28 protein-coding genes are annotated in these 23438 nt (G+C 58.6%); 16 read left to right on the top strand and 12 right to left on the bottom strand.

The genetic code is table 11. The features are described 5' to 3' along the window. Positions 1–6 precede the first annotated feature (6 nt). The 6 genes from BN1135_RS20750 (at position 7) to BN1135_RS20725 (ending at position 6494) form a co-directional block, all read left to right on the top strand. Positions 7–783, top strand: a complete 777-nt coding sequence (locus BN1135_RS20750) for a DUF4311 domain-containing protein (protein WP_042024543.1) — start codon at positions 7–9, stop codon at positions 781–783. Positions 784–794: 11 nt separating this feature from the next. Continuing rightward, positions 795–1445 carry a DUF4310 family protein gene (locus BN1135_RS20745; RefSeq protein WP_042024540.1) on the top strand — a complete coding sequence of 217 codons (651 nt, stop codon included), beginning with the start codon at positions 795–797 and terminating at the stop codon, positions 1443–1445. 42 nt (positions 1446–1487) lie between these two features. Then, entirely contained in the window at positions 1488–2627 is a 1140-nt protein-coding gene (locus tag BN1135_RS20740; protein WP_042024537.1) for an amidohydrolase/deacetylase family metallohydrolase, read from the top strand. Beyond that, complete coding sequence (locus BN1135_RS20735; RefSeq protein ID WP_042024535.1) at positions 2611–3726, top strand: DgaE family pyridoxal phosphate-dependent ammonia lyase; 1116 nt, start codon at positions 2611–2613, stop codon at positions 3724–3726. The genes BN1135_RS20740 and BN1135_RS20735 overlap by 17 nt, the downstream gene beginning before the upstream one ends. Beyond that, positions 3726–4469 carry a 2-dehydro-3-deoxy-phosphogluconate aldolase gene (gene dagF / locus BN1135_RS20730; protein WP_042024534.1) on the top strand — a complete coding sequence of 248 codons (744 nt, stop codon included), beginning with the start codon at positions 3726–3728 and terminating at the stop codon, positions 4467–4469. The genes BN1135_RS20735 and dagF overlap by 1 nt, the downstream gene beginning before the upstream one ends. 120 nt (positions 4470–4589) lie before the next feature. Continuing rightward, positions 4590–6494, top strand: a complete 1905-nt coding sequence (locus BN1135_RS20725; RefSeq protein WP_042024532.1) for a BglG family transcription antiterminator — start codon at positions 4590–4592, stop codon at positions 6492–6494. 17 nt (positions 6495–6511) lie between these two features. On the opposite strand, the gene npr is transcribed toward BN1135_RS20725, so the two are convergent. The 10 genes from npr to BN1135_RS20675 form a co-directional block, all read right to left on the bottom strand. Further along, positions 6512–6784, bottom strand: a complete 273-nt coding sequence (gene npr / locus BN1135_RS20720) for a PTS phosphocarrier protein NPr (RefSeq protein WP_042024530.1) — start codon at positions 6782–6784, stop codon at positions 6512–6514. Between the two features lie 20 nt (positions 6785–6804). Further along, a complete protein-coding gene (gene rapZ / locus BN1135_RS20715; protein WP_042024529.1) occupies positions 6805–7671 on the bottom strand; it encodes an RNase adapter RapZ in 867 nt (288 codons plus the stop codon). 46 nt (positions 7672–7717) lie between these two features. Continuing rightward, positions 7718–8164 carry a PTS IIA-like nitrogen regulatory protein PtsN gene (gene ptsN, locus BN1135_RS20710; protein ID WP_042024527.1) on the bottom strand — a complete coding sequence of 149 codons (447 nt, stop codon included), beginning with the start codon at positions 8162–8164 and terminating at the stop codon, positions 7718–7720. Positions 8165–8166: 2 nt separating this feature from the next. After that, complete coding sequence (hpf, locus tag BN1135_RS20705) at positions 8167–8454, bottom strand: ribosome hibernation promoting factor (RefSeq protein WP_042024526.1); 288 nt, start codon at positions 8452–8454, stop codon at positions 8167–8169. Between the two features lie 21 nt (positions 8455–8475). Beyond that, positions 8476–9915, bottom strand: coding sequence for an RNA polymerase factor sigma-54 (locus BN1135_RS20700; RefSeq protein WP_042024524.1), 1440 nt, complete (start codon positions 9913–9915; stop codon positions 8476–8478). A 65-nt stretch (positions 9916–9980) separates the two neighbouring features. After that, positions 9981–10706, bottom strand: coding sequence for an LPS export ABC transporter ATP-binding protein (lptB, locus tag BN1135_RS20695; protein ID WP_005336333.1), 726 nt, complete (start codon positions 10704–10706; stop codon positions 9981–9983). A gap of 3 nt (positions 10707–10709) precedes the next feature. Further along, the gene (gene lptA, locus BN1135_RS20690; RefSeq protein WP_042024523.1) at positions 10710–11237 is read right to left on the bottom strand and encodes a lipopolysaccharide transport periplasmic protein LptA; all 528 of its coding nucleotides are present in this window, start codon (positions 11235–11237) and stop codon (positions 10710–10712) included. Next, complete coding sequence (gene lptC / locus BN1135_RS20685; RefSeq protein WP_042024522.1) at positions 11224–11784, bottom strand: LPS export ABC transporter periplasmic protein LptC; 561 nt, start codon at positions 11782–11784, stop codon at positions 11224–11226. The genes lptA and lptC overlap by 14 nt, the downstream gene beginning before the upstream one ends. Beyond that, positions 11781–12335: a 3-deoxy-manno-octulosonate-8-phosphatase KdsC gene (gene kdsC, locus BN1135_RS20680; protein ID WP_042024521.1), complete on the bottom strand. Its 555-nt coding sequence runs from the start codon at positions 12333–12335 to the stop codon at positions 11781–11783. The genes lptC and kdsC overlap by 4 nt, the downstream gene beginning before the upstream one ends. Next, a complete protein-coding gene (locus tag BN1135_RS20675; protein WP_042024520.1) occupies positions 12335–13330 on the bottom strand; it encodes a KpsF/GutQ family sugar-phosphate isomerase in 996 nt (331 codons plus the stop codon). Before BN1135_RS20675 ends, kdsC begins: the two co-directional genes overlap by 1 nt. Before the next feature lie 207 nt (positions 13331–13537). On the opposite strand from BN1135_RS20675, the gene mlaF reads away from it, so the two are divergent. Genes mlaF through murA form a run of 7 tightly spaced genes read left to right on the top strand, consistent with a single transcriptional unit; the run spans position 13538 to position 18061 of the window. Continuing rightward, positions 13538–14338: a phospholipid ABC transporter ATP-binding protein MlaF gene (mlaF, locus tag BN1135_RS20670; RefSeq protein WP_042024519.1), complete on the top strand. Its 801-nt coding sequence runs from the start codon at positions 13538–13540 to the stop codon at positions 14336–14338. Then, the gene (mlaE, locus tag BN1135_RS20665) at positions 14338–15117 is read left to right on the top strand and encodes a lipid asymmetry maintenance ABC transporter permease subunit MlaE (protein ID WP_042024517.1); all 780 of its coding nucleotides are present in this window, start codon (positions 14338–14340) and stop codon (positions 15115–15117) included. Before mlaF ends, mlaE begins: the two co-directional genes overlap by 1 nt. Before the next feature lie 7 nt (positions 15118–15124). Further along, on the top strand, positions 15125–15622 hold the full coding sequence (gene mlaD / locus BN1135_RS20660) for an outer membrane lipid asymmetry maintenance protein MlaD (protein WP_042024516.1): 498 nt from the start codon (positions 15125–15127) through the stop codon (positions 15620–15622). 2 nt (positions 15623–15624) lie between these two features. Then, the gene (gene mlaC / locus BN1135_RS20655) at positions 15625–16260 is read left to right on the top strand and encodes a phospholipid-binding protein MlaC (RefSeq protein ID WP_042024515.1); all 636 of its coding nucleotides are present in this window, start codon (positions 15625–15627) and stop codon (positions 16258–16260) included. Further along, positions 16257–16529, top strand: a complete 273-nt coding sequence (locus BN1135_RS20650; protein ID WP_042024514.1) for an STAS domain-containing protein — start codon at positions 16257–16259, stop codon at positions 16527–16529. Before mlaC ends, BN1135_RS20650 begins: the two co-directional genes overlap by 4 nt. Then, entirely contained in the window at positions 16529–16786 is a 258-nt protein-coding gene (gene ibaG / locus BN1135_RS20645) for a BolA family iron metabolism protein IbaG (RefSeq protein WP_005306001.1), read from the top strand. Before BN1135_RS20650 ends, ibaG begins: the two co-directional genes overlap by 1 nt. 18 nt (positions 16787–16804) lie before the next feature. Beyond that, on the top strand, positions 16805–18061 hold the full coding sequence (gene murA / locus BN1135_RS20640; protein ID WP_042024513.1) for a UDP-N-acetylglucosamine 1-carboxyvinyltransferase: 1257 nt from the start codon (positions 16805–16807) through the stop codon (positions 18059–18061). 110 nt (positions 18062–18171) lie between these two features. On the opposite strand, the gene pmbA is transcribed toward murA, so the two are convergent. Beyond that, the gene (pmbA, locus tag BN1135_RS20635; protein WP_042024512.1) at positions 18172–19515 is read right to left on the bottom strand and encodes a metalloprotease PmbA; all 1344 of its coding nucleotides are present in this window, start codon (positions 19513–19515) and stop codon (positions 18172–18174) included. A gap of 114 nt (positions 19516–19629) precedes the next feature. On the opposite strand from pmbA, the gene yjgA reads away from it, so the two are divergent. Both yjgA and BN1135_RS20625 read left to right on the top strand, forming a co-directional pair. Beyond that, positions 19630–20154 (top strand): ribosome biogenesis factor YjgA, encoded by a 525-nt coding sequence (yjgA, locus tag BN1135_RS20630; RefSeq protein WP_042024509.1) that lies wholly within the window; start codon positions 19630–19632, stop codon positions 20152–20154. A gap of 389 nt (positions 20155–20543) precedes the next feature. Then, positions 20544–21326 carry a gamma-glutamyl-gamma-aminobutyrate hydrolase family protein gene (locus BN1135_RS20625; RefSeq protein WP_042024507.1) on the top strand — a complete coding sequence of 261 codons (783 nt, stop codon included), beginning with the start codon at positions 20544–20546 and terminating at the stop codon, positions 21324–21326. An 11-nt stretch (positions 21327–21337) separates the two neighbouring features. On the opposite strand, the gene BN1135_RS20620 is transcribed toward BN1135_RS20625, so the two are convergent. Then, on the bottom strand, positions 21338–21721 hold the full coding sequence (locus BN1135_RS20620; protein WP_042024506.1) for a hypothetical protein: 384 nt from the start codon (positions 21719–21721) through the stop codon (positions 21338–21340). Positions 21722–21865: 144 nt separating this feature from the next. On the opposite strand from BN1135_RS20620, the gene BN1135_RS20615 reads away from it, so the two are divergent. Then, positions 21866–23392, top strand: coding sequence for a mechanosensitive ion channel family protein (locus tag BN1135_RS20615; RefSeq protein WP_042024504.1), 1527 nt, complete (start codon positions 21866–21868; stop codon positions 23390–23392). Positions 23393–23438 lie beyond the last annotated feature (46 nt).

Here is a 23438-nt window from a genome sequence, read left to right as displayed (position 1 = left end):
CGTTGGATGTTTCTAATCATTTTTATCAAGTCTCTCATCATTGGCGGCCTGGTTGGCGTCGGGGTGGGGGCCGGCGCGGCGCGGATGTTCCACGCCCCGACCGTCCAGGGCATGGGCGCCTTCCGTACTCTGGGCGAACTTAACTCCTGTGAAGGGGATCCCGCCTCCCACTTCTCGTTCGGCCTTGGCTTCTTCTTCAACGCCTGGGCCTCGACCGTGGCAGCGGGTGCCTTCACCCAGGATGTGGATCACCGCATCATCCCGCACTGGGCCACGGCTACCCTGCTGGTCAAGAACCGGGATCTCGCCACCACCCTGCATGACCCGAAAAAGATGGCGATCGCCAGCGGCATCATAGGCGCCATCGTGGTTGCTTTCCTCAACAGCACCGCCGCCGCAGTACCGGAAGCCCTGCAAGTCACCGCCGTCAAGGTGCTGGTGCCGGCAGCCAACCTGCTGGTCAACACCGTCATGCCGGTGATCTTCTGGCTCGCCGCCATCGAAGCGGGCAAAAAATCCGGTTTCTGGGCCACCATTTTCGGCGGTCTGGCACAGCTCATCATGGGCAACGCGGTACCGGGTCTGGTGCTTGGCATCCTGATCGGCAAAGGGGTTGAAGAGAGCGGCTGGAACCATGTCACCAAGGTGATGATGGCCGCCATCGTGCTGCTGTTCGTGCTGAGCGGCTTCTTCCGCGGCTTCGATATGAAACTGATTGAATCCTTCCATATGGGCATTCCCCTGTGGCTGGAGAACGTCCATCACCTGCTTGGCAGCAAATAAGGGATCACACCATGGATGAGAAACTGAGAAACAACTTCTGGTACGCCGACTGGTCATTCCCCATCTTTGTCGGCCTGCTGTCAGCCGGGGTGTTTGCCGGTACCCACATGTTCTATCTGTACGGAGTCGGCGCCTTCAACGAAGTAGCCTTCGTCGCCATGCTGAAAGCGGGAATGGACACCGGCGCCTACGGTGCGGTGGCGGCCTTTGGTGCCAGCTTCCTGTTCGCCCGCATCATCGAGGGCTCGCTGGTGGGGATCCTCGATATCGGCGGCGCCATCCAGACCGGGGTCGGCCTAGGCGTGCCCGCCCTGTTGTTGGGTGCCGGAATCGTCTATCCGGTAGAGAACTTCGGCGCCTCGCTGGTGACCGGCATGGTGATTGGTCTGGCTATCGGCTACGTGATCATTCTGGCGCGCAAGTTCACCATCAACCAGAGCAACTCCACCTACGGCGCTGATGTGATGATGGGGGCTGGCAACAGCTCAGGCCGCTTCCTTGGCCCCCTGATCATCCTCTCCGCCATGGGCGCCTCCATCCCTATCGGCTTGGGTTCCCTGCTCGGTGCACTGCTGTTCTACGTGTGGGGCAAGCCCATCACCGGCGGTGCCATTCTGGGGGCCATGCTGCTCGGCACCTTCTTCCCGGTCGCCCTTGTGTAAGCACCTGCTGCCCTGCGGGGCAGCACTCTAGAGGCCATCACCATGTACGACATGATCATCAGAGCCGGGCGCCAGGGAGATGGCCAGCTCGTCGATATCGCCATCAAGGAGGGCAAGCTGGCCGCCATTGGCCAACTGCCGAAAAGTGCGGTTGCCAGAGAGACCCTCGAGCTAGCCGGTCGTATTCATGTGAGCGCCGGCTGGATTGACGGCCACACCCACTGCTACCCCGCTTCCCCCATCTATCACGATGAACCGGACAAGGTCGGCGTGGAGTCTGGCGTCACCACCGTCATCGACGCGGGCAGCACAGGGGCCGACGACGTGGACGACTTCCAGCGGATTGCCGCTGGCTGCAAGACCCGGGTGCACGCCCTGCTCAATCTCTCCCGTATCGGCCTGCTGCGCCAGAACGAACTGGCTGATAGCCGGGATCTGGATATGGATCTTGCCTCGGCAGCCATTCGTCGCCATCCCGAGTTTATCGTCGGCATCAAGGCACGTATGAGCGGTAGCGTGGTGGGGGAAAACGGCCTGCAACCGCTGCGCATGGCCAAAGTGCTGCAACAGACCCACGGCCAGCTGCCGCTGATGGTACACGTGGGCAACACACCGCCGGAGCTGGACGAGATTGTGACCCTGCTGGGGGATGGCGACCTGCTGACCCACTGCTTCAACGGCAAACCGAACCGCATCCTGACTCCGGCTGGCGAGCTGCGGGTCGCGGTGCGCGAGGCGATGCAGCGGGGCCTGTTGCTCGACATTGGCCACGGCGGCGCCAGCTTCAGCTTTGAAGTGGCGGAGCTGGCCATTGCTCAGGGGATCCTGCCCCACACCATCAGCTCCGACATCTACTGCAAGAACCGCATCAAGGGGCCGGTCTACAGTCTGGCCCACGTGATGTCGAAGTTTCTCGCCATCGGCATGACGCTGGAACAGGTACTGGCCTGTGTCACCTGTCATGCGGCCGATGCCATGCGGCTGACTGGCAAGGGGCGACTCGAGGTGGGCGCCGATGCCGATCTGACCCTGTTCGAGGTCGCCAGCGGCCCGACCCTGTTTATGGACACCGAAGCCCAGTCCCGCAGCGGTGACCAACAACTGCTGCCTCTCGCCGCCCTGGTGGGGGGCGAACTGGTTCTGACTCACAATGGGAAATCACACCATGCCTTCTGTTTATGAGAAATATCAGCTCAAACCGGTGATCAACGCCTCCGGGCGCATGACCATTCTCGGCGTCTCCACCCCCGAGCAGGAGGTGGTCGATGCGGTCAACTTCGGCCTCGGCCACTACTTTGAGGTCAAGGATCTGGTCAACAAGACCGGCGCCTATCTGGCTGGCTTGCTGGATGTGGAAGATGCTGTGGTGGTCTCCTGCGCCAGCGCCGGCATCGCCCAGTCAGTCGCCGCCATGATAGTGCGTGGCGACCCCTACCGGCTGGAGCAACTGCATGGCCACCCCCATGACGTGCCGAGCGAAATCGTGCTGCCCAAGGGGCACAACGTCAACTTTGGCGCCCCCGTCGGCACCATGGTCAATCTGGGTGGCGGCAAGGTGGTGGAAGCGGGTTATGCCAACGAGTGCTCCCCCGCCCAACTGGCCGCCGCCATCAATACCAATACTGCGGCCATCCTCTACATCAAGTCCCACCACTGCGTGCAGAAGAGCATTCTGTCGGTGGCCGAGGCCGCCGAGGTGGCTAAGGCTCATCAGTTGCCGCTGATCGTTGATGCGGCCGCCGAAGAGGATCTGCGGCTCTATTACAACCAGGGGGCGGATCTGGTCATCTACAGCGGCGCCAAGGCCATTGAAGGGCCCACCAGCGGGCTGGTGCTCGGTAAGCGCCAGTATGTGGAGTGGGTCAAACAGCAGGCCAACGGCATCGGCCGCGCCATGAAGGTGGGTAAAGAGGGGATCCTCGGCCTGACTCACGCCATCGAGCGCTATCTGGCCAAAGAGAAGGAGAGCGGTGCCGCCATGGTTGCCAAGATGAGCCCCTTTATCGAGCGCCTCAACCAGCTGCCCGGCGTCACCGCCAAGGTAGTGTGGGACTGTGCAGGGCGTGATATTGCCCGCACCGATATCGCATTTGACCACCAGCAGATCGGCATGACCACGGTGCAGCTCGTCAGCCGCCTGCAGCAGGGCAACCCTGCCATCTACTGCCGTGGCTACAAGGCCAACGAGGGGCACATCGAGATCGATGTGCGCAGCGTCACCATCCCCCAGCTCGGCCAGATCCATGCCGCCATTGCCAACCTCGTACAGGAGAATCGCTGATGTCCCTTATTCCCAACTACTACCGTGATCGCGTCTGCCTCAACGTACTGGCAGGTTCCAAAGAGAATGCCGTTGCTGTGTACGACGCAGCTGAAGGTCATGTGCTGGTCGGCGTGCTCTCCAAAAACTATCCGGACATCCCCTCTGCGGTCACCGATATGAAGGAGTATGCGGCCCTTATCGACAACGCCCTCTCCATCGGGCTGGGAGCCGGCGATCCGCGCCAGTCCGCCATGGTGGCCGAGCTGGCTCGCCAGCTGCAGCCTCAGCACGTCAACCAGGTGTTCACCGGGGTCGGCGCCAGCCGGGCGCTGCTCGGCCAGTCACACACGTTGGTGAATGGGCTGATCTCCCCCACCGGCACGCCGGGTATGGTGAAGATCTCCACCGGCCCCCTCAGTGCCCGGCAGCCGGATGGCATTGTCCCCATCGATACCGCCATCGCCCTGCTCAAGGACATGGGCGGCAGCTCGGTCAAGTTCTTCCCCATGGGCGGGCTGGCCTGCCGCGACGAGTATCAGGCGGTGGCCGAAGCCTGCGCCCGCCACGGCTTCTGGCTGGAGCCCACTGGCGGTATCGATCTGGAGAACTTCGAGGAGATAGTGCGGATCGCACTGGACGCCGGGGTTGAGAAGGTGATCCCCCACGTCTACAGCTCCATCATCGATAGTACCAACGGCCAGACTCGGCCAGAGGATGTTCGAACCCTTTTGGCTATAGTGAAGCAACTGTTAGCCGACTAAGTAGGTAAAGGCTTATTACGCAAGCAGGCACTGACTGGTCGATCTGTCAGTGCCTGGTTTGTTAATAATCAAGTAGTTAACATTGAACCCTAATTTCCCGACAGGAGTCTTGCCCCGCCGATGATCAAGCTGCCCCACCCCAGACTCCATCAACTGCTGACCCAACTCCATGCCGAACCACTGCCCCAGGAGGAGCTGGCACGTCGGCTCAATGTCTCCACCCGCACGGTGCGCACCGATGTGGCGACCCTCAACGAGCTGATTGCCACCCACGGTGCCCACCTGATCCATCAGCGCGGCAGCGGTTACCAGTTGAAGATCTACAATCAGGAACTGTTTGATGGGTTGCTGGCCGCACAGGAGCAGGAGAGCGCGCTGCCCCGCACCAGTCGCGAGCGGGTGCTGCATCTGCAGATCCTGTTGCTGACGGCGGAGCAGGGGATCAAACTCGATGATTTGGCCGATACCTGGTATCTGAGCCGGACGGCGCTGCAAGGGGACATGGCGGAGGTGCGCGAGCAACTCGGCCACTTCAGACTCGGGGTCGAGAGCAAACCCCGGCTAGGGATGCGCATTCAGGGAGACGAGACCGCGATCCGTGCCTGTCTGACCCAGCTGCTCTATCAGGAGTTGCTGCACAACACCCAATTGCAGAGCCTGCTGCCCAACCTCTGCCCCAGCAAGACGATGGAGGTGGTGGGCAATCACATCCACGCCCAGCTCGCTCGCCATCAGTTACGCCTCGCCGATGAGAGCCTGCAGCAGCTCGCCATCTACTGTGCCGTCGCCCTGCTGCGGCAAGCTTCGGGTCACGAGCTGCACCACTTCGCCAGCGAAGATCTGACCACACCGCTGCTGGCGGTAGCCCGCGATATTTATGCGGAACTGCCAACCCTGACGCCGCCAGCAGATGACGAGATCGCTGGCCTCGCCATCCAGATCCAGGCACGTCTGATTACCGACAGTCCGAGTCTGAGCCCGGCCATGGCGGCGGAGAGCGAACAACTGGTCGAGCATCTGCTCTGCTACATCCATCAGCACTACCCGTATGACCTGCGCGGCGACCAGCAACTGCGGGCCGATTTGCAGAGCCATATCAGCGCCATGCTGCTGCGGGTCAAATACCAGATTGGCAACCACAACCCGCTGGCTGATCACATCAAGCAGTACTATCCCCTAGCCTATGACATCACGCTGGCCGCCATTTCGGCGTGGATAAAGCAGACCCCTTACCGGCTGACCCACCACGAGATCGGCTATCTGGTGATCCACATCGGGGTCGGTCTGGAGCGCCACTACGACATCGGTTATACCCGCCGTCCACAGGCTCTTTTGCTGTGCGATGCCGGCAATGCTACGTTCCGGGTACTGGAGGCACGCATCAGGCGAGAGTATCCCCAGCTGCAACTGACCATGCTGGAGTCGGTACGGGATTACGAAGGGTTGGCGCAGATAGAGCAAGACTTTGTCATCAGCACCATCAAGGTAAATGAGAAGAGTGCACCCGTGGTACAGGTCGATCCCTTCCCGACCCAATACCAACTGGAGCAACTCGGCAAACTGGTGCTGATCGACCGCACCCGCCCCTACATGCTCGACAAATATTTTGATGCCGACCACTTCATGGTGGTGAATGAACCACTCAGCCAACGCCAGCTTTTTGCCCGGATTTGCGATCAGCTGGAACATGAAGGGCTGGTCGAGCAAGATTTCCGCGCTTCGCTACAGGAGCGGGAGAGTATCGTCTCCACCATGCTGGGAGAGGGTATCGCACTGCCCCACTCCCTCGGTCTGCTGGCACGCCGTACTCTGGTTTACACCGTGCTGGCGCCGCAGGGTATCGACTGGAGCAATGGTGAAATCGCGACGCTTATTTTCGTGCTGGCCATCAGCAAGGCCGACTACGAAGAAGCTATGGGTCTCTACGACCTGTTTCTGGCCTTCATGAACGAAAAAGCCAGCAAAAATCTGCTGGCTTGTCGGGACTTTGCCAGCTTCAAAGCGCTGGCTCGTACTGGCTCATAATATGGAACGGGAGGTGATTACTCCTCGTTAAAGCCGGAGGTAAACAACTCCACCACCGCTGCCAGGGCTTCCTCCTCTTCGGGGCCCTCAACCTGTACTTCCACCTGTCGCCCCTGGGCAGAATCCAGCATCAGCAGACCGATGATGCTGTCAGCATCGGCTTCGACACCATCTTCATTGCGCAGCAGCACGTGGGCATCGAAACCCTGCACCAGCTCGAACAGCATCATGGCTGGTCTGGCATGAATGCCCAGCTTGTTTTTCACTTCAACCGAGGCGGAAACAGTCATCGGGTCGTCCTATAGGTCCATCAGGATTGGGGCGCACTCTTGTCGAGAGTACGGTGCCGGATCTGCACGTTTTTGCCGAGCAAACGGAAGGCGCTGGCCAGCCGTTCTGCGATAAAGACTGAACGGTGCTGACCACCGGTACAGCCGATACCAACTGTGAGGTAGCTGCGATTGTTACGCTCCAGATGGGGCAACCAGGTCACCAGCATATGCTCGATCTGCTGGGTGAACAGCATCACGTCGGCCTGCGCCGAGAGGTAGTTGGCGACCGGCTCATCCTTGCCGGTAAACGGCTTGAGCTCGGGGACCCAGTGCGGATTGGGCAAAAAACGGGCATCGAACACGAAATCAGCGTCCTTGGGAATGCCGTACTTGAAACCGAACGACTCGAACACCAGCACCAGCTCGTTCTCTTTCTTGCCGAGCACCCGGGTCTTGATGAGCTCGCTCAGGTCATGAATGCTGAGGGTGGTGGTATCGATGCGCAGATCCGCTGTCGAGGAGATGGGCGCCAGCAAATTGGTCTCTTCACGGATCGCCTCATCCAGCGACAGCTTGTTACGCGACAAGGGGTGCAAGCGGCGGCTCTCGCCATAACGCTTGAGCAAGGTACCGTTGTCGGCATCAAAGAAGAAGCTGGAGAACGTGACTCGCCCTTCATTGCGCACCTGCGCCAACAGGTTTTCCAGCTTATCCGGATCGCTCGGCAGATTGCGCACATCGATGCTGACCGCCAGCTTGTCATACTGGCTTTCGACCGAGACAATCAGCTGTGGCAGCAAGTTAACCGGCAGGTTATCCACACAGTAGTAACCCAGATCTTCCAGCACACGCAGGGCTACCGTTTTACCGGAGCCCGAACGTCCACTTACCACGATTAACTGCATCTTGTTCCCTCACGCCAAAACAGGTGGGTCATTCCAAGCCTGGGTATCAGGCCGAGGTCATGATCTGATAGAGCTCTTCATCGCTGGTTGCCTGACGCAATTGGCGACAGACCGCCTTGTCACCAAGCTTGGAGGCCATCAGGGAAAGGGTCTTGAGATGCTGCTTGCACTCGCTTTCCGGTACCAGCAACGCAAACAACAGATCTACCGGTTGGTTGTCGATGGCATCAAAAGGGATGGGGTCCGCAAAGGTCATCAGAATCGCGGTTGGCGGGAATGCATCATCAATACGACCGTGGGGAATCGCAATACCGGCACCGATCCCGGTACTGCCCATTTTTTCGCGGGCCAACAAGCATTCGAACAGCGCCTGACGGGAGGTGCCAAGGCGTTCGGCGGCCAACTCGCTGATGATTTCGAGGGCGCGTTTCTTGCTGGTACAAGGGACTGCACTTTTGGTGCAGTCCCGACTCAATATATGTTCAAGTTGCATAGTTATTTTTTATTTAACTTATCTTTGTGCTTGATGATCTGCCTGTCCAGCTTGTCGAGCAAGGTGTCTATCGCAGCATACATATCAGCATGCTCAGAGGTAGCAAACACTTCGCCGCCACTGACATGCAATTTAGCTTCCGCTATCTGGTTCAGTTTTTCCACACTAAGCACCACATGCACGTTATTAATGTGGTCAAAGTGACGCTCGAGTTTGGCAAATTTGTTACTCACGTATTCACGCAGAGCTTCGGTGATCTCGACATGGTGTCCGGTCAGGTTAATTTGCATAACATCATCCTTTTGTTTTGCCTAAACCAGGCGTTTACGCTGATTGGAAGGTGCGATAAACAAGGATTCGCGATACTTAGCGATCGTGCGTCTCGCCACCATAATACCCTGTTCGGCCAGCAAATCCGCGATCTTGCTATCACTTAACGGCTTGGCAGGATTCTCTGCCGTGACCAGCTTCTTGATGAGCGCGCGAATTGCGGTCGATGAGCACTCTCCTCCTCCTTCGGTGTTCACATGGCTGGAGAAAAAAAACTTCAGTTCAAATATGCCCCTTGGGGTATGCATGTATTTCTGGGTTGTCACCCGGGAAATGGTCGATTCATGCATCTCCACCGCTTCGGCGATGTCGTTGAGCACCATCGGCTTCATCGCCTCTTCACCATACTCGAAAAAGCCCTGTTGTTGCTCGACAATACAACAGGCTACTTTCAGCAGGGTATCATTGCGACTCTCGAGGCTCTTGATGAACCATTTGGCTTCTTGCAGATGGGAGCGAATAAATTGGGTATCCGTGCCACTGCGCGCATTGCGGGCCATGGCAGCATAGGTCTCGTTGACCCGGATGCGCGGGGAAGAATCAGGATTAAGCTCAACGACCCACTTGCTACCCTTCTTGACCACAGAGACATCGGGGATCACATACTGGGAGTCACTCTGGATGATGCCATTGCCGGGGCGCGGCTCCAGCAGCTGGATCAGATCCAGCACCGACTTGAGGTCGCTCTCTTTGAGTTTGGTCTTGCGCGCCAGAGTTCGGTAGTCACGATTACCGAGCAGGTCCATATGTTCGAGGATCACCTCCTTGGCCTCATTGAGCCAGGGAGTCTGCGGGTCATACTGCCCCAGCTGGATCAACAAACACTCCTGCACCGAACGGGCAGCGATGCCGACCGGATCGAAATGCTGCACCCGCTTGAGCACAGCTTCGACCTCATCAAGCTCGACCTCCAGCGCATCGCTACTGACCGCTTGCAGGATATCCTCCAGCTCAACGGTTAAATAGCCGGACTCGTCGATAGCATCAATGATAGCGAGGGCGATGGCGGCATCCACATCGCTGAACGGGGTCAGCCGCATTTGCCACAACAGATAATCCTGCAGGTTTTCGGTGGTCTCGCCCTGATAAACGCTATCTTCCCCATCGTGAATAGGTCCAGCGCTCTGGGCGGTCCCGGCAGAGTAGACTTCATCCCAAGTGGTATCTACCGGCAGCTCGTCCGGCATCTGCTCCTGCGCCATGGCATCGCTGGAATCCAGCTGGCTAGCGTCAACAGGCTCTTCCGGACTGGTCTCTTGTACTTCACTCTCTTCCTGCTCCAGCAGGGGGTTATTCTCGAGCGCTTGCTGAATTTCCTGCTGAAGTTCCAAAGTGGAGAGCTGGAGCAGACGAATAGCTTGTTGTAATTGCGGCGTCATGGTCAGGGATTGACCGAGACGCAACTGTAATGTCGGCTTCATCTACGTCGGGATATCCTTATGTTCAGCGAGGCATTCGTCAAAGAGAATGAAGGCATGCCCCCTTACTATAGACTGAATTGATCGCCCAAATAGACGCGCTTGACCTGTTCATCGGCGAGGATGTCCGCCGGTGCACCTTCGGCAATCATCTTGCCGTGGCTGACGATATAGGCCTTCTCACATACGTCCAGAGTCTCTCTGACGTTGTGGTCGGTAATCAAGACGCCAAGGCCTCTATCTTTCAGATGCTGAATGATCTTCTTGATGTCTATCACAGAAATCGGGTCAACCCCGGCAAAGGGTTCATCCAGCAGAATAAAACGCGGCTCGGCCGCCAGCGCGCGGGCGATCTCGACCCGACGGCGCTCACCGCCGGAGAGGCTCTGACCCAGGTTGTCGCGAATGTGGGTGATGTTGAACTCTTCCAGCAGTTGCTGAACCTTGTCTTCCCGCTCCTCGCGGCTCAACCCCTTGCGGGTCTGCATCACCCCCATCAGGTTGTCGAACACCGACAGGCGGCGGAAAATAGAGGCCTCCTGCGGCAGATAGCCGATGCCATTGCGAGCCCGCACATGCATCGGCTGCAGGCTGATATCCTGATCGTCGATAGTAATAAGACCGGCATCCCGCTGCACCAGTCCCACGATCATGTAGAAGGAGGTGGTCTTGCCCGCCCCATTGGGGCCCAGCAGGCCGACAATCTGGCCGGTGCCCACTTCCAGACTAACGTCGCTGACCACCATGCGACGTTTGTAGCTTTTTTGCAGCCCAACTGCTTTTAACACTGCCATGGCTTATTTTCCCTGCTTCTTCTGGTCGGCGGGTTTGTCGAAGTTCTCTACTTGATCCGGCAGGAACTCGGTCCTGACCCGCTGGGTCGGGTTCTTGCTCTCGGCAGTCATTTTTTGTTTGTCGATGTCATAACGGATCAGGTCGCCAGTGACCAGACTATCTTCCTGCTTGAGCTGACCGTTGCCGGTAATGGTGACCAGCCGGTTTTTCAGCTCGTAACGAATGCTATTGCCATGAGCATTGACCGGCTTGCCATTATCCATGATCTGGAAGAAGGTCGCTGGCTTGCCGTAGGCAGTCATCACCTCGGCCCCTTTCTCACCGGAACGGGTCACCACCACCTTGTCGGCATGGATCTTGATGGTGCCCTGAGTGATGATGACATTCTGTTCAAAGGTGATGCGATTATCCTGCATCTCGGCCACCTGTTTGACGGCATCGACATAGACCTTCTCGGCAAAGTCGGACTCTTTGGCAGTCACAGCACCACACAACAACAGGGCTGCGAGAGCCAGATTAGCGTTTTTCATTGAAATAGATGGCATGACCTTGATCCAGTAACTCAAAATATTTGCGGTCCAGATGGCCCTTGAGGCCAACCCCTTGGGTCTGGAAATCCCGACCCAGAATATTTACTTCCCGGTTGCTGCGCACATCCTGCGTCACCAGATCCAGCTCCAGATAGGGCGTATCGAGCGTGGAGATGAAGCTAGTTGGCAGTAGCCCATCCAGATGCACCTTATCCCGCAGGATCACGTTGTCACCGGTGTTGAGCACGCCGGTTTCGGCAGTGATCTTCCACTCGGCACTCCCCTGCTCGTCATACATATAGACTACCGGCTGGTCGAAGGTCGCCTGCTCGAGCAGCTGGTAATACTCGGCGTAGTCAGACTCCAATCGCTCGGTACGTTTACCATTCACGTCAAAACGGGTGGTCACCAGATCTTTAGCGACAAAATCCGGCTGATAATTTTCGATTTTGACGGCGCTCTCCGGCACCAGCTCCACCTTGCCCAACTGCCAGGCGACCAGCGCCACCAGCAGCAATAAGGCAAACAACAAGGTCTGTCTGCTCATACCGACGCCTCGGGCAGGTCATCGGCCAACCCCTGCGCTTGCAGGATCAGGTCGCACACCTCGCGCACCGCGCCCATGCCACCGCCAAGGCGAGTCACCATATCAGCACGGCTCAGCACCAGCGGATGAGCATCCGCCACCGCGATGCCAAGGCCACAGGCGGCCATCACCGGCAGATCTATGGTGTCATCTCCCATATAGGCAGCCTGTTCCGGGCTAAGCCCCAGCTTGGCCAGCAGCGCTTCGAAGTGAGGCAGCTTTTTATCAGCTCCCTGCACCACGTGAGCCACACCCAGGCTTTTCATCCGATCGCTGACAATACGAGAGTTGCGCCCGGTAATGATGGCGATCTCGATCCCGGCATTGAGCAACGCCCGCATGCCCGCACCATCGCGGGTGCAGAAGGTTTTCAGCTCTTCGCCGTTGTTTCCCATGTAGATGAGGCCGTTGGAGAGCACCCCATCCACATCGCACACCAGCAGGCGGATTTGCGCCGCCTTGTCGTACTGGCTGCGCGTCACCGGACCATAGAGGGTCGGTACGTTTTGCATCAAATTACTCCGGCTTTCAGCAGGTCGTGCATGTTGAAGGCACCGAGCGGGCGCTTCTCTTCATCCACCACCAGCAATCCGTTAATCTTGCGGGTTTCCATCAGTTTGACGGCTTCAGCCGCCATCATCTCTGGCCCTACGGTAACACAGTTGGTGGTCATCACACGGCTGATGGGGGTGTGATGGATATCGATCTGCTGGTCGAGAATGCGGCGCAGGTCACCATCGGTAAACAACCCCGCCAACACGCCATCGACATTGATGATCGCCGTCATCCCCAGACCTTTGCGGCTCACTTCCAGCAGTGCCTCGCTGATGGTGGCATCGATGCCAACCCGGGGCAACAGCTCACCACGATGCATCAAGTCACCGACCCGCAGCAGCAAGCGCTTGCCGAGCGACCCACCCGGGTGAGAAAGGGCAAAATCATCGGCAGTAAAGCCGCGCGCTTCCAGCAGGGCCACCGCCAGTGCATCGCCCATCACAAGCGTCGCCGTGGTACTGGAGGTGGGCGCCAGCCCCAATGGGCAGGCCTCTTTATCCACCTTGATGCACAGGTGCACGTTAGCCTCTTTGGCCATGGTGGAGGCCGGATTGCCGGTCATGCAGATCAGCGGAATGCCGCGGCGTTTGAGCACCGGCAGCAGGGCCAGGATCTCGTCGCTCTCGCCGGAGTTGGAGATGGCGATGATGAGATCGCCACTGGATACCATCCCCAGGTCACCGTGACTCGCTTCCCCCGGATGGAGGAAAAAGGCTGGCGTGCCGGTGCTGGCGAGGGTCGCAGCAATCTTGCTGCCAATATGGCCCGACTTGCCCATGCCGGTGACCACTATCTTGCCGCCGCAGCGCAACACCATCTCGCAGGCCCTGTCGAAGGTATCGTTCAGGTACTGATAGAGTCCATCTATCGCTTGTTTTTCAATGTCCAGCACCGCGCGGGCACTGCGACGAAAATCGAACAGTTCAGACACTTTCTCAGGCTTTACAGACATAAAGACACAGCTCCGGGCCGAAATTAGCTGCGGGATTATAAAAAAGTCTGCCCGGATAAGCGAATCGGATGGTGAACCCCACGATGAATGACGCTCTTTGTTACAGAAAACTGTCGTGCAAATAGGCTGGCAACCTGTTCAATAGTTGTTCCTTGCTGTTGCTTACACCTAGACTACCCCATAAAATTCGCACCTCATTTACACCGGATGGACAATTGTTTGAACAATGATCTGATCACCATCTCCGACCTGAGTTTCAGCCACGGCAATAGGCTGCTGTATGACGGGATCAGCCTGACCATTCCCCGTGGCAAGGTCACCGCCGTTATGGGCCCGAGCGGTATCGGCAAAACCACCCTGCTGCGCTTAATCGGTGGCCAAATCAAACCTGAGTCCGGTCACATCCTGTTCGACGGGGAAGATATCCCCACCCTCTCCCGCAGCCGTCTCTACGAGGTGCGCAAACGGATGAGCATGCTGTTCCAGAGTGGCGCCCTGTTTACCGGCATGACGGTCTACGACAATGTGGCCTTCCCGCTGCGGGAGCACTCCGGCCTGCCGGAGGAGCTGATCCACACCATCGTCATGATGAAGCTGCAAGCGGTGGGCTTGCGCGGCGCGGCACAATTGATGCCGTCCGAGCTCTCCGGCGGCATGGCGCGCCGGGCGGCACTGGCCCGAGCCATCGCCCTTGACCCCGATCTCATCATGTATGACGAGCCCTTCGTCGGGCAGGACCCCATCACCATGGCGGTGCTGGTCAAACTAATCAAGGAGCTGAACGATGCCCTTGGCATCACCTCCGTCATCGTTACCCACGATGTGAAAGAGGTGCTCAGCATCGCCGATTACGCCTACATCATCGCCAATCGCAAGGTGGTGGCACACGGCACCCCGGCTCAATTGCGCGAGGAGCACAATCCCGAAGTCGAGCAGTTCCTCAAAGGGTTGCCCGACGGTCCTGTTCCGTTTCATTTTCCGGCAGGCGATCTGCTACAGGATCTCTGATGTTGATAAGTCAAATAAGCAAGCTGGGTCGGATCGGGGTGCGTGTTATCAGCTCCGTCGGCCGCGCCTCCATCATGCTGTTTCATGCACTGGCGGGCAAACCCGAACCACGCAAGCACTTTCCCTTGCTGGTGCAACAGCTCTACGTAGTGGGCGTGCAGTCGGTGGCCATCATTCTGGTCTCCGGCCTGTTTATCGGCATGGTGCTCTCGCTGCAGGGTTACAACGTATTGAAGGATTTCGGCGCCGAGCAGAGCCTCGGGCCGTTGGTCTCTCTCTCCCTGCTGCGGGAACTGGGGCCTGTGGTGACCGGCCTGTTATTTGCCGGTCGCGCCGGGTCTGCCCTGACCGCCGAGATCGGCCTGATGAAGGCCACCGAACAACTCTCCAGCCTCGAGATGATGGCGGTCGATCCGCTGCGCCGCGTCGTCGCGCCGCGCTTCTGGGCCGGGGTCATCAGCATGCCACTATTGGCCTTTATGTTTAGCCTGATCGGTATCTTTGGCGGCAAACTGGTTGGAGTGGATTTGCTGGGGGTTGATGAAGGGAGCTTCTGGTCAGCCATGCAGGCCTCCGTCGACTGGCAGGATGACATCATGCAGGGGGCCATCAAGAGCCTGATCTTCGCCCTGGTGATCACCTGGATTGCGCTCTTTAACGGCTATGATGCCAAGCCGACCTCGGCCGGGATCAGTCAGGCCACGACCCGTACCGTGGTCCACTCCTCCCTCGCCGTACTCGGCCTGGATTTTATACTCACCGCAGTCATGTTTGGATAAGGTAACGATGAAGTTCAGCAAAGTAGAATTCCTGGTTGGCACCTTCATGCTGGCTGGCCTCGGCGCCATTCTGGCGTTGGCACTGCAAGTGGCCGGTTTGAGCTTCAAACCGGAAGGAGAAACCTATACCCTGCGCGCGCATTTCGATAATATCGGCGGCCTGAAAGTCCGCTCGCCGATCAAGGTCGGCGGTGTGGTGGTGGGTCGGGTCAGCGATATTGCGCTGGACCCAAAAACCCAGGTGCCCGAAGTCACCTTGCTGATGCAAAAGAGTGCTGGCGAGTTTTCCGATACCAGCTCGCTCTCCATCCTGACCTCGGGTCTGCTGGGCGAGCAGTACATTGGTCTGGCCCCCGGCTTCAGCGATGAGGAGATGGGAACCGGTATGCTCAAAAATGGTGATCTGATTGAAGACACCAAATCCGCCATCGTGCTGGAAGATTTGATTGGCAAATTCCTCTACAGCCAATCCTCCGACAGCAAACCTGACAGCAAGAAGGAGTAACCATGTTCAAGAAAATCGCCCTGCTGCTCGGCCTGATGACCAGCATGCTCTTTTCCCTGTCGACCCAAGCCGCAGTCGATGCAACCGACCCCAATGCACTGGTGGATCAAGCGGCCAAGCAGACCTTTGCCCGCCTGAAAGCCGATCATGCCCAAGTAAAAAGCAATCCGGATCACCTGCGGGTAATCATCCGTGAAGAGCTGTTGCCCTACGTGGATAACCGCTTTGCCGCCTACAAGGTGCTCGGCAACCAGATTAAAGAGACCACCGAGGCGCAGCGCAATGCCTTTGTCGAGGTCTTTACCGAATACATGGTGAGCTCCTACGCCGACGCGCTGGCCCACTTTGACAAGCAGACCGTCAAGGTCGAACCGGGCAAAGCGGCCGGTGATAGCAACATCACCGCCGTCAGCGTCAGCGTAAAAGAGCCCGGCAAGCCGGATATCTTCCTCGAGTTCAAGCTGCGCAAAAACAACAAGACCGGCGAGTGGAAAGCCTTCGACATGGTCGCCGAGGGGATCAGCCTGCTCTCCGCCAAACAGAGCGAGCTGGGCGGCCTCATTCGCCAGAACGGCATCGATGCGGTGATCGCCCAGTTGCGCGAACACAACGCCAAACCGCTAGTGCTCAAGCCATGATCCTGAGCGGTGATCTGCAGGCGCCACAGGTCAATGAGCTGTGGCAATCCCGCGCCCAGTGGTGGCAGAATGACCGGCTCGAACTCGGCGGCGTCACCACCCTCGACTCCGCCGGGCTGGCGCTGCTGGTCAAATGGGCCAAAAACGTATTAGCGCGAGGCGCCACACCGCAACTGGTGGGCGCCTCCAGTGATTTCTATACCCTGGCCAACCTCTACGGGGTGGCCGGGCTGTTTCAGTCAACCCCGCTCACAACTGAGGACGCATAATGCAAGTCTCTGAAATTGAAGCGATACTCCTCGAGGCTCTGCCATTGTCCGAAGTCCATGTCAAAGGGGACGGTAGTCACTATCAAGTGATCGCCGTCGGTGACATGTTTGACGGCATGAGCCGGGTCAAGAAACAGCAGGCTATCTATGCCCCGCTGATGGACAAGATCGCCAGTAACGCCATTCACGCCCTCTCCATCAAGGCGTTCACCGACGCCGAGTGGAAACGCGAACGTAAATTCCTATTGCCCTCCTGATTTGGTAACGAAGTAAAAATGGACAAATTCAAAATCGATGGTCGTTGTACTCTCAACGGCGAAGTGACCATCTCTGGCGCCAAAAACGCTGCCCTGCCGATCCTGTTCGCCACCCTGCTGTGTGATGAAGAGGTGCACCTCTCCAACGTGCCGCGTCTGAAAGATGTGGGCACCACCATCAAGCTGCTGGAGATGCTGGGCGCAACCACCAAGGTCAACGGCAACGTCACCGTGCTGACCGGTGCGGTCAACAACCACGTCGCCCCCTATGAGCTGGTGAAGACCATGCGCGCCTCCATTCTGGCGCTGGGCCCGCTGGCCGCCCGTTTCGGGGCTGCTGACGTCTCCCTGCCCGGCGGTTGCGCCATCGGTGCCCGTCCGGTCAACCTGCACGTCCACGGTCTGGAGCTGATGGGTGCCAAGATCACCATCGAAGATGGCTACATCAAGGCCCGTGTCGATGGTCGCCTCAAAGGCGCCCATATCCTGATGGACATGGTTTCGGTCACCGGTACCGAGAACCTGATGATGGCCGCCACCCTGGCAGAAGGCCGCACCGTGATCGAAAACGCCGCCCGTGAGCCGGAAGTGGTCGATCTGGCCAACTTCCTCACCACCCTGGGTGCCAAGATCCAGGGCGCAGGCACTGACACCCTGACCATCGATGGCGTCGAACGCCTGCACGGTGGCGACTACAGCGTGCAGCCTGACCGTATCGAAACCGGTACCTTCCTGGTGGGTGCAGCGGTTACCGGTGGCAAGGTCACCTGCCGCAACACCGACCCGACCTTGCTGGAAGCGGTACTGGTCAAGCTGGAAGAGGCAGGTGCCTTGATCGAGAAAGGGGCTGACTGGATCACCCTCGACATGACTGGCCGCACCCTCAAACCGGTCACCATCAAGACCGCCCCCTACCCGGCCTTCCCGACCGACATGCAAGCACAGTTCACCGTGCTGAACGCGGTCGCCAAGGGCACCGCCATGGTCACCGAGAACATCTTCGAGAACCGCTTCATGCACGTTCCCGAGCTGGTACGGATGGGCGCTGACATCGAACTGCAGGGCAATGTGGCCATCTGCCGCGACACCGAGCAACTCAAGGGTGCTCAGGTGATGGCGACCGATCTGCGCGCCTCCGCCAGTCTGGTGCTGGCCGGTTTTGTAGCCGAAGGCACTACCATCGTCGACCGTATCTACCACATCGACCGTGGCTACGAAGACATCGAGCAGAAGCTGCAGGGTCTGGGTGGCCGCATCGAGCGCATCAAGGGCTGATAGCCCTTTGATTGCCAGCAGATCACTGATCGCCAGCTGATAAAAAGGCCCCCTCGCGTTGGCGAGGGGGCCTTTCTCATTTCATCCCGTCAGGCAGGATAACTACCGGATCAATGACCCGCCAGCTTCATGTTCTCGACCAGTACCGAACCGGTCTTGAGGCTGGAACGTTCATCCTCGTCACAGCCCACCGCCACGATATGGCTGAACATCTCCGCCAGATTGCCAGCTATGGTGATCTCCTCGACCGGGTAGGCTATTTCGCCATTCTCGACCCAGAAACCGGCGGCGCCGCGGGAGTAGTCACCGTTGACGATATTGACCCCCTGCCCCATCAGCTCGGTCACCAGCAGGCCGGTGCCCATCTCTTTCAGCATGCCCTGAAAGTCCTGGCCGGAGTTGGAAACCTGCCAGTTGTGAATGCCACCGGCATGACCTGTGGTGGTCAACCCCAGCTTGCGGGCAGAGTAGGAGGTAAGCAGCCAGCTCATCAGCTCGCCGTTACGGATGATATCCATGTCGCGGGTGCGCACCCCTTCCCCATCGAACGGGCTACTGGCCAACCCGCCCAGTAGATGGGGGAACTCCTCAATGGTGAGCCACTGGGGCAAGACCTGCTTGCCCAGCTTGTCCAGCAGGAAGCTCGACTTGCGATAGAGGTTACCCCCACTGATGGCCATCACCAAATGACCCCACAGGCCAGACGCGGTATCGGGGTGAAACAGCACCGGCGCATGGCGGGTAGAGATCTTGCGGGCACCGAGGCGCGAGACGGTACGCTCGACCGCCTCATCAGCGATGCGCTGCGGGCTCCAGAGCCCAGCCAGATCGCGACTGGATGAGTAACCGTAATCCCGCTGCATCTCGCCATCCTGCTCGCCGATCAGCACGCAGCTCAGGGAGTTGCGCGAGGCGGCATAGCCCTTCACAAAGCCATGGCTGTTGCCATACACCTTGATGCCGAGATGGCTGGAGAAACCGGCACCGTCGGAGTGCTTGATGCGGGCATCGCGGCCCAGTGCCAGCCGCTCACACTCGATAGCCAACTCGATCCCCCGCTGGGGATCCAGTTCAATCTGGTGACACAGTTGCAAGTCAGGGGCATCCCAGGCCAGCAGCTCGGCGGGTGCCAGCCCGGCGCAATCGTCGGCAGAGGTGTGGCGGGCGATCTCGATAGCGGCTTCGACAGCGGCGCGGATGGCCGGTTTGCCCAGATCGGTGGTCGATGATGACCCCTTGCAGCCATTGCGGTAAACCGCGATGCCGAGCGCCCCATCCTTATTGAATTCAATGCTTTCCAGTTCACAACCCCGGGTGTTCACCGACAACCCGGTCTGCTTGCTGATGGAGACTTCGGCCAGCGAGGCGCCCAGTCCTTTGGCTATCTCCAGGGCTTCGGCAACCACGGCCTCGAGATGGGCTTGATCCTGGCGGATTTGGTCTTGCTGATCCATAACTCACATCTGTATGAAGGAAGGAAAGGGGACTAAGCATATCAGACCCCTGCGCCCAGCGGGAGAAGCTGGTAACATATCCACCAAACGTGAAAGACAGGAATCAAGAGACCGATGAGTCAATATCAAGACGACAACGAGTTAGAAGACTGGGGCCCCAGCAAGAGCCAGCTCAAGCGCGATGCAGAAGCGTTGCAAAAACTGGGTGCAGAGATTGTCTCCTTAAGCCACAGTGAATTGGAAAAAATTCCTTTGGATGAAGAGCTTGCCGATGCCGTCGAGCTGGGCCGCAAGCTCAAGCCGAACAAAGACGAGTCATTCCGCCGTCACTTGCAGTTTATCGGCCGCCTGATGCGCAGCCGTGATATCGAGCCGATCGTCGAAGCCCTGTCGATCTTCAGAAACCGTCACTCTACCGTGAATGCACGCCTGCATCGTCTGGAGCAGTGGCGCGAGCGCCTGATCACCGAAGGTGACAGCGCCCTCAACGAACTGCTGTCGCAGTTCCACGAGCTGGATCGCCAGAAGCTGCGCCAACTGATCCGCACAGCTAACAAAGAGCGGACCCTCAACACGCCGCCGATCGCTTATCGCGAGATGTACCAATATCTGCGCGGCGAGATCGAAGACCTGCTGTGATCCCCGAAACACGCCTCCCCTTGCGGAGGCGTGCTTCTATTGACGCCCTTCCCCATCCCCCGCAGCCCCTGCGCGTTTAATATATCCACCATTCTGGCGACCCGGCCATGAATACCCATCTGCTCCGCCCCGTTAAATCGCTGTTTCAGAGCAGACCAAAAAAATCCGTTAACAATTTAGCATCATTTTGTTTGACATATTGAACGGCCTTGGCAGACTGAACAGAGGATCCAGGCTGTCACTGCCCAGGCTGACCGACGATTCTGCCACCCTGCCCGACCCGGGATCCCATGACCATGCCTTGAGGCATGCCCTTGCCCACTGCGTATGCAAGGGCCTGCCCAAGGCGCAGGATGAGACTTCAACGCCAAGGATAATCAAGGTGCCCTATGCCAAATCCCCTCCCCCCCGCCAACCGTAAACCTGTGGTGCTGATGACCATGGGGGCCCAACCCCGCAACGGCCACGCCTATCAGGTGATGACCCACAAATACATCATGCCGCTGGTGGAGATCAGTGACTGCGTCCCGTTGCTGGTGCCCACCTGCTGCAGCACCGCCGATCTGCAGCAATATCTGGATCTGGCCGATGGCGTCTATCTGAGTGGTGCCGGTTCCAACATAGACCCGATCCTCTATGGGCAAGAGAACCTCACCCCGGAAAAACAGCAGGATCGGGATCGCGACCTGTTTGATTTGTCACTGATCAATGCCGCGATTGCGCAGGGGTTGCCGATCCTCGGAATTTGTCGTGGCATGCAAGAGATCAACGTGGCACTGGGGGGAGATATTCATCAGAAGGTCTACAACGAGCCGGGCTATGACGATCACCGGGAGGATGCCGACGATCCGGTTGACGAGCAGTATGGGCCGAGCCATCAGATTGAGCTGCTACCGGACAGCTGGTTTGCCGAGCTGATGGGGGCTGAGCGGATTGCGGTGAACTCCCTCCATGGACAGGGGATTGATCGACTGGGGAGCGGACTGGAGCCGCTGGCTCACGCCGAAGATGGGCTGATCGAGGCACTGCATGCTCCCGCACTCTCCCCCTTTCTGCTGGCAGTGCAGTGGCATCCGGAGTGGAAAGCCAATGAAAACCCCCACTCCATCAAGATCTTTCAAGCCTTTGGCGATGCCTGCCGCCAGCGCTGTGGGCTGACAGCCAAAGGTTAAGCCGGAGCAGGTCAGTCGCCGAAACCGCGCGCCTTGAGCTTGGGCAAGCCACCCCGCTCGGGGCGCATAGTTCGGCATATATCCATTCCCTTGAGCCCGCGCTGGATATGATCCGGGGACTGGCCAAACACCATGCCATTGCTGCGGTAGAGGTTGTTGTCATCCAGCTCGAACTTCTCGCCGCCGATCAGCAACTGCTCCCGGCCATTGACCTTGTCACCGCGCTTGATCGGCACTTTCATATCGCTCAGCACTTCGCCGGTGGCACACCCCTCGCGCCAGCGCGCCTCACTGGAGAAGGGGGTGATGGCTATCTCGCGCCAGGATCCATCCCTGAACTCGACCCGATATTTATCCACCAGCAGATCGCAACCGGCCAGTGGTAACAGGGCCATCAAGCAGATGATTTTCTTTGAAATTGACACTAGATAGCACTCCTTTGCCTGGTTCTGCACAGCATAAATAAATTGCTGTACCAACGCACCATTTCCCCTCGCTACAGCAACTATGCTGGTGGTAAACCACAAGAAGGGGCTGCTATGTCTGGCGATAACCTCACGGTACTACCTGCCATCATCTGGATCATGGAACACCCATTCTGGACTCTGTTCACCCTGTCACTGATGCTGATCCACCTCTGGCGTCGTCCGGGACAGCGACGGGAGCTGCTCTCCGAGCTCAGTTTCGTGATGATTAGCGCGGTGGTGATCCTGCTGATCCAGCTGGAAGGGGGCTGGTTCAAACTGCCGCTGCCCCATCAATTGCTGATCGAGATCTCCACCCTCTTGGCCGGCCTGATACTGGTCAAGATATGGGGGATCCTGCTGTTCGAATTCCTGCTCCCCCTCTGCCATGTGCGGATCCCGCGGATCATCGCCGATATCGTCATCACCATCGGCTATATCGGCTGGGGTCTGTTTCGCCTCTACGCCTCCGGCATGGCGCTCGGGGAGATTGTCACTACCTCGGCGGTGATCACTGCGGTCATCGCCTTCGCCATGCAGGACACCCTGGGCAACCTGCTGGCCGGGGTCTCCATTCAGCTCGACAACTCCATCGCCATCGGTGACTGGCTGCAAGTCGACACCACCCAGGGCCGGGTGGTGGAGATCAACTGGCGTGCAACCACCATCGAGACCCGCAACTGGGAGACAGTCGTCATCCCCAACAGCCACCTGCTCAAACAGCGCTTCACCGTGCTCGGGCGCCGCCGTGGCGAACCCTTGCAGTGGCGGCGCTGGGTCTGGTTCGATCTGACCCTGGATACCCTGCCGACCCAGATCATCGCGCTGATCGAGAAATCCCTGCGGGAGACCAAGCTCCCCTGCGTCGCCAAGCATCCACAACCGGACTGCCTGCTGATGAACGTCGAAGGGGGCATCGCCCGCTATGCGGTGCGCTACTGGCTGACCGATCTGGCTCGCGACGATCCGACCGACTCCATGGTGCGCAGCCTGATCGATGCCGCCCTGCGCCGCAACGATCGTCGCCTCACCCCGCCGATCTTCAACGTCTTTATGGCCAAGGAGAAGCAGCACCTGGATGCCCGCCACAAACGCCACACCGCCGAGCGTACCGACACCCTGCGCAAGCTGCCGCTGTTTGCCATGTTGCAGGAGAACGAGTTGCTCCAGCTGGCCGATCAGGTGAAGTTCGCCCCCTTTGTCAGCGGCGACATCATGCTGGAGCAGGGGGAGATCTCCGGTTGGTTGTTCGTACTGGTCAAGGGAGAGGCGGAGATGCTGGTCAACGTGGAAGGGCGAGAGCTGAAACTGGGCTCGTTGGGGGCTGGTGATTTCTTTGGCGAGCTGAGCCTGCTGACTGGCGAGCCCAGTTCCTTCACGGTACGGGCGCTTGCTACCGTGGAAACCTATCGCATTAATCAGGGGATGTTTCAGGAACTGGTGATGCAGCGCGAGTCGCTGGTCGAGCCCCTCTATCGGGTACTGAGCGACCGCCAGCAGGAGCAGCAGGCGTTGCTGGAACGGGAGGCTGAGTCCATGAGACAGCCACCACAACAGCTTGATCTGCTGGACAAAATGATGAAGCTGTTCAGTAGCAGATGACATAGCATGGGGACGGGATTGATGGAATGAAGAGAGATCCGAGATC

This window comes from Aeromonas sobria (assembly GCF_000820145.1).
Lineage (GTDB): Bacteria > Pseudomonadota > Gammaproteobacteria > Enterobacterales > Aeromonadaceae > Aeromonas > Aeromonas sobria.
This window is presented reverse-complemented; position numbering and strand designations above follow the sequence as displayed.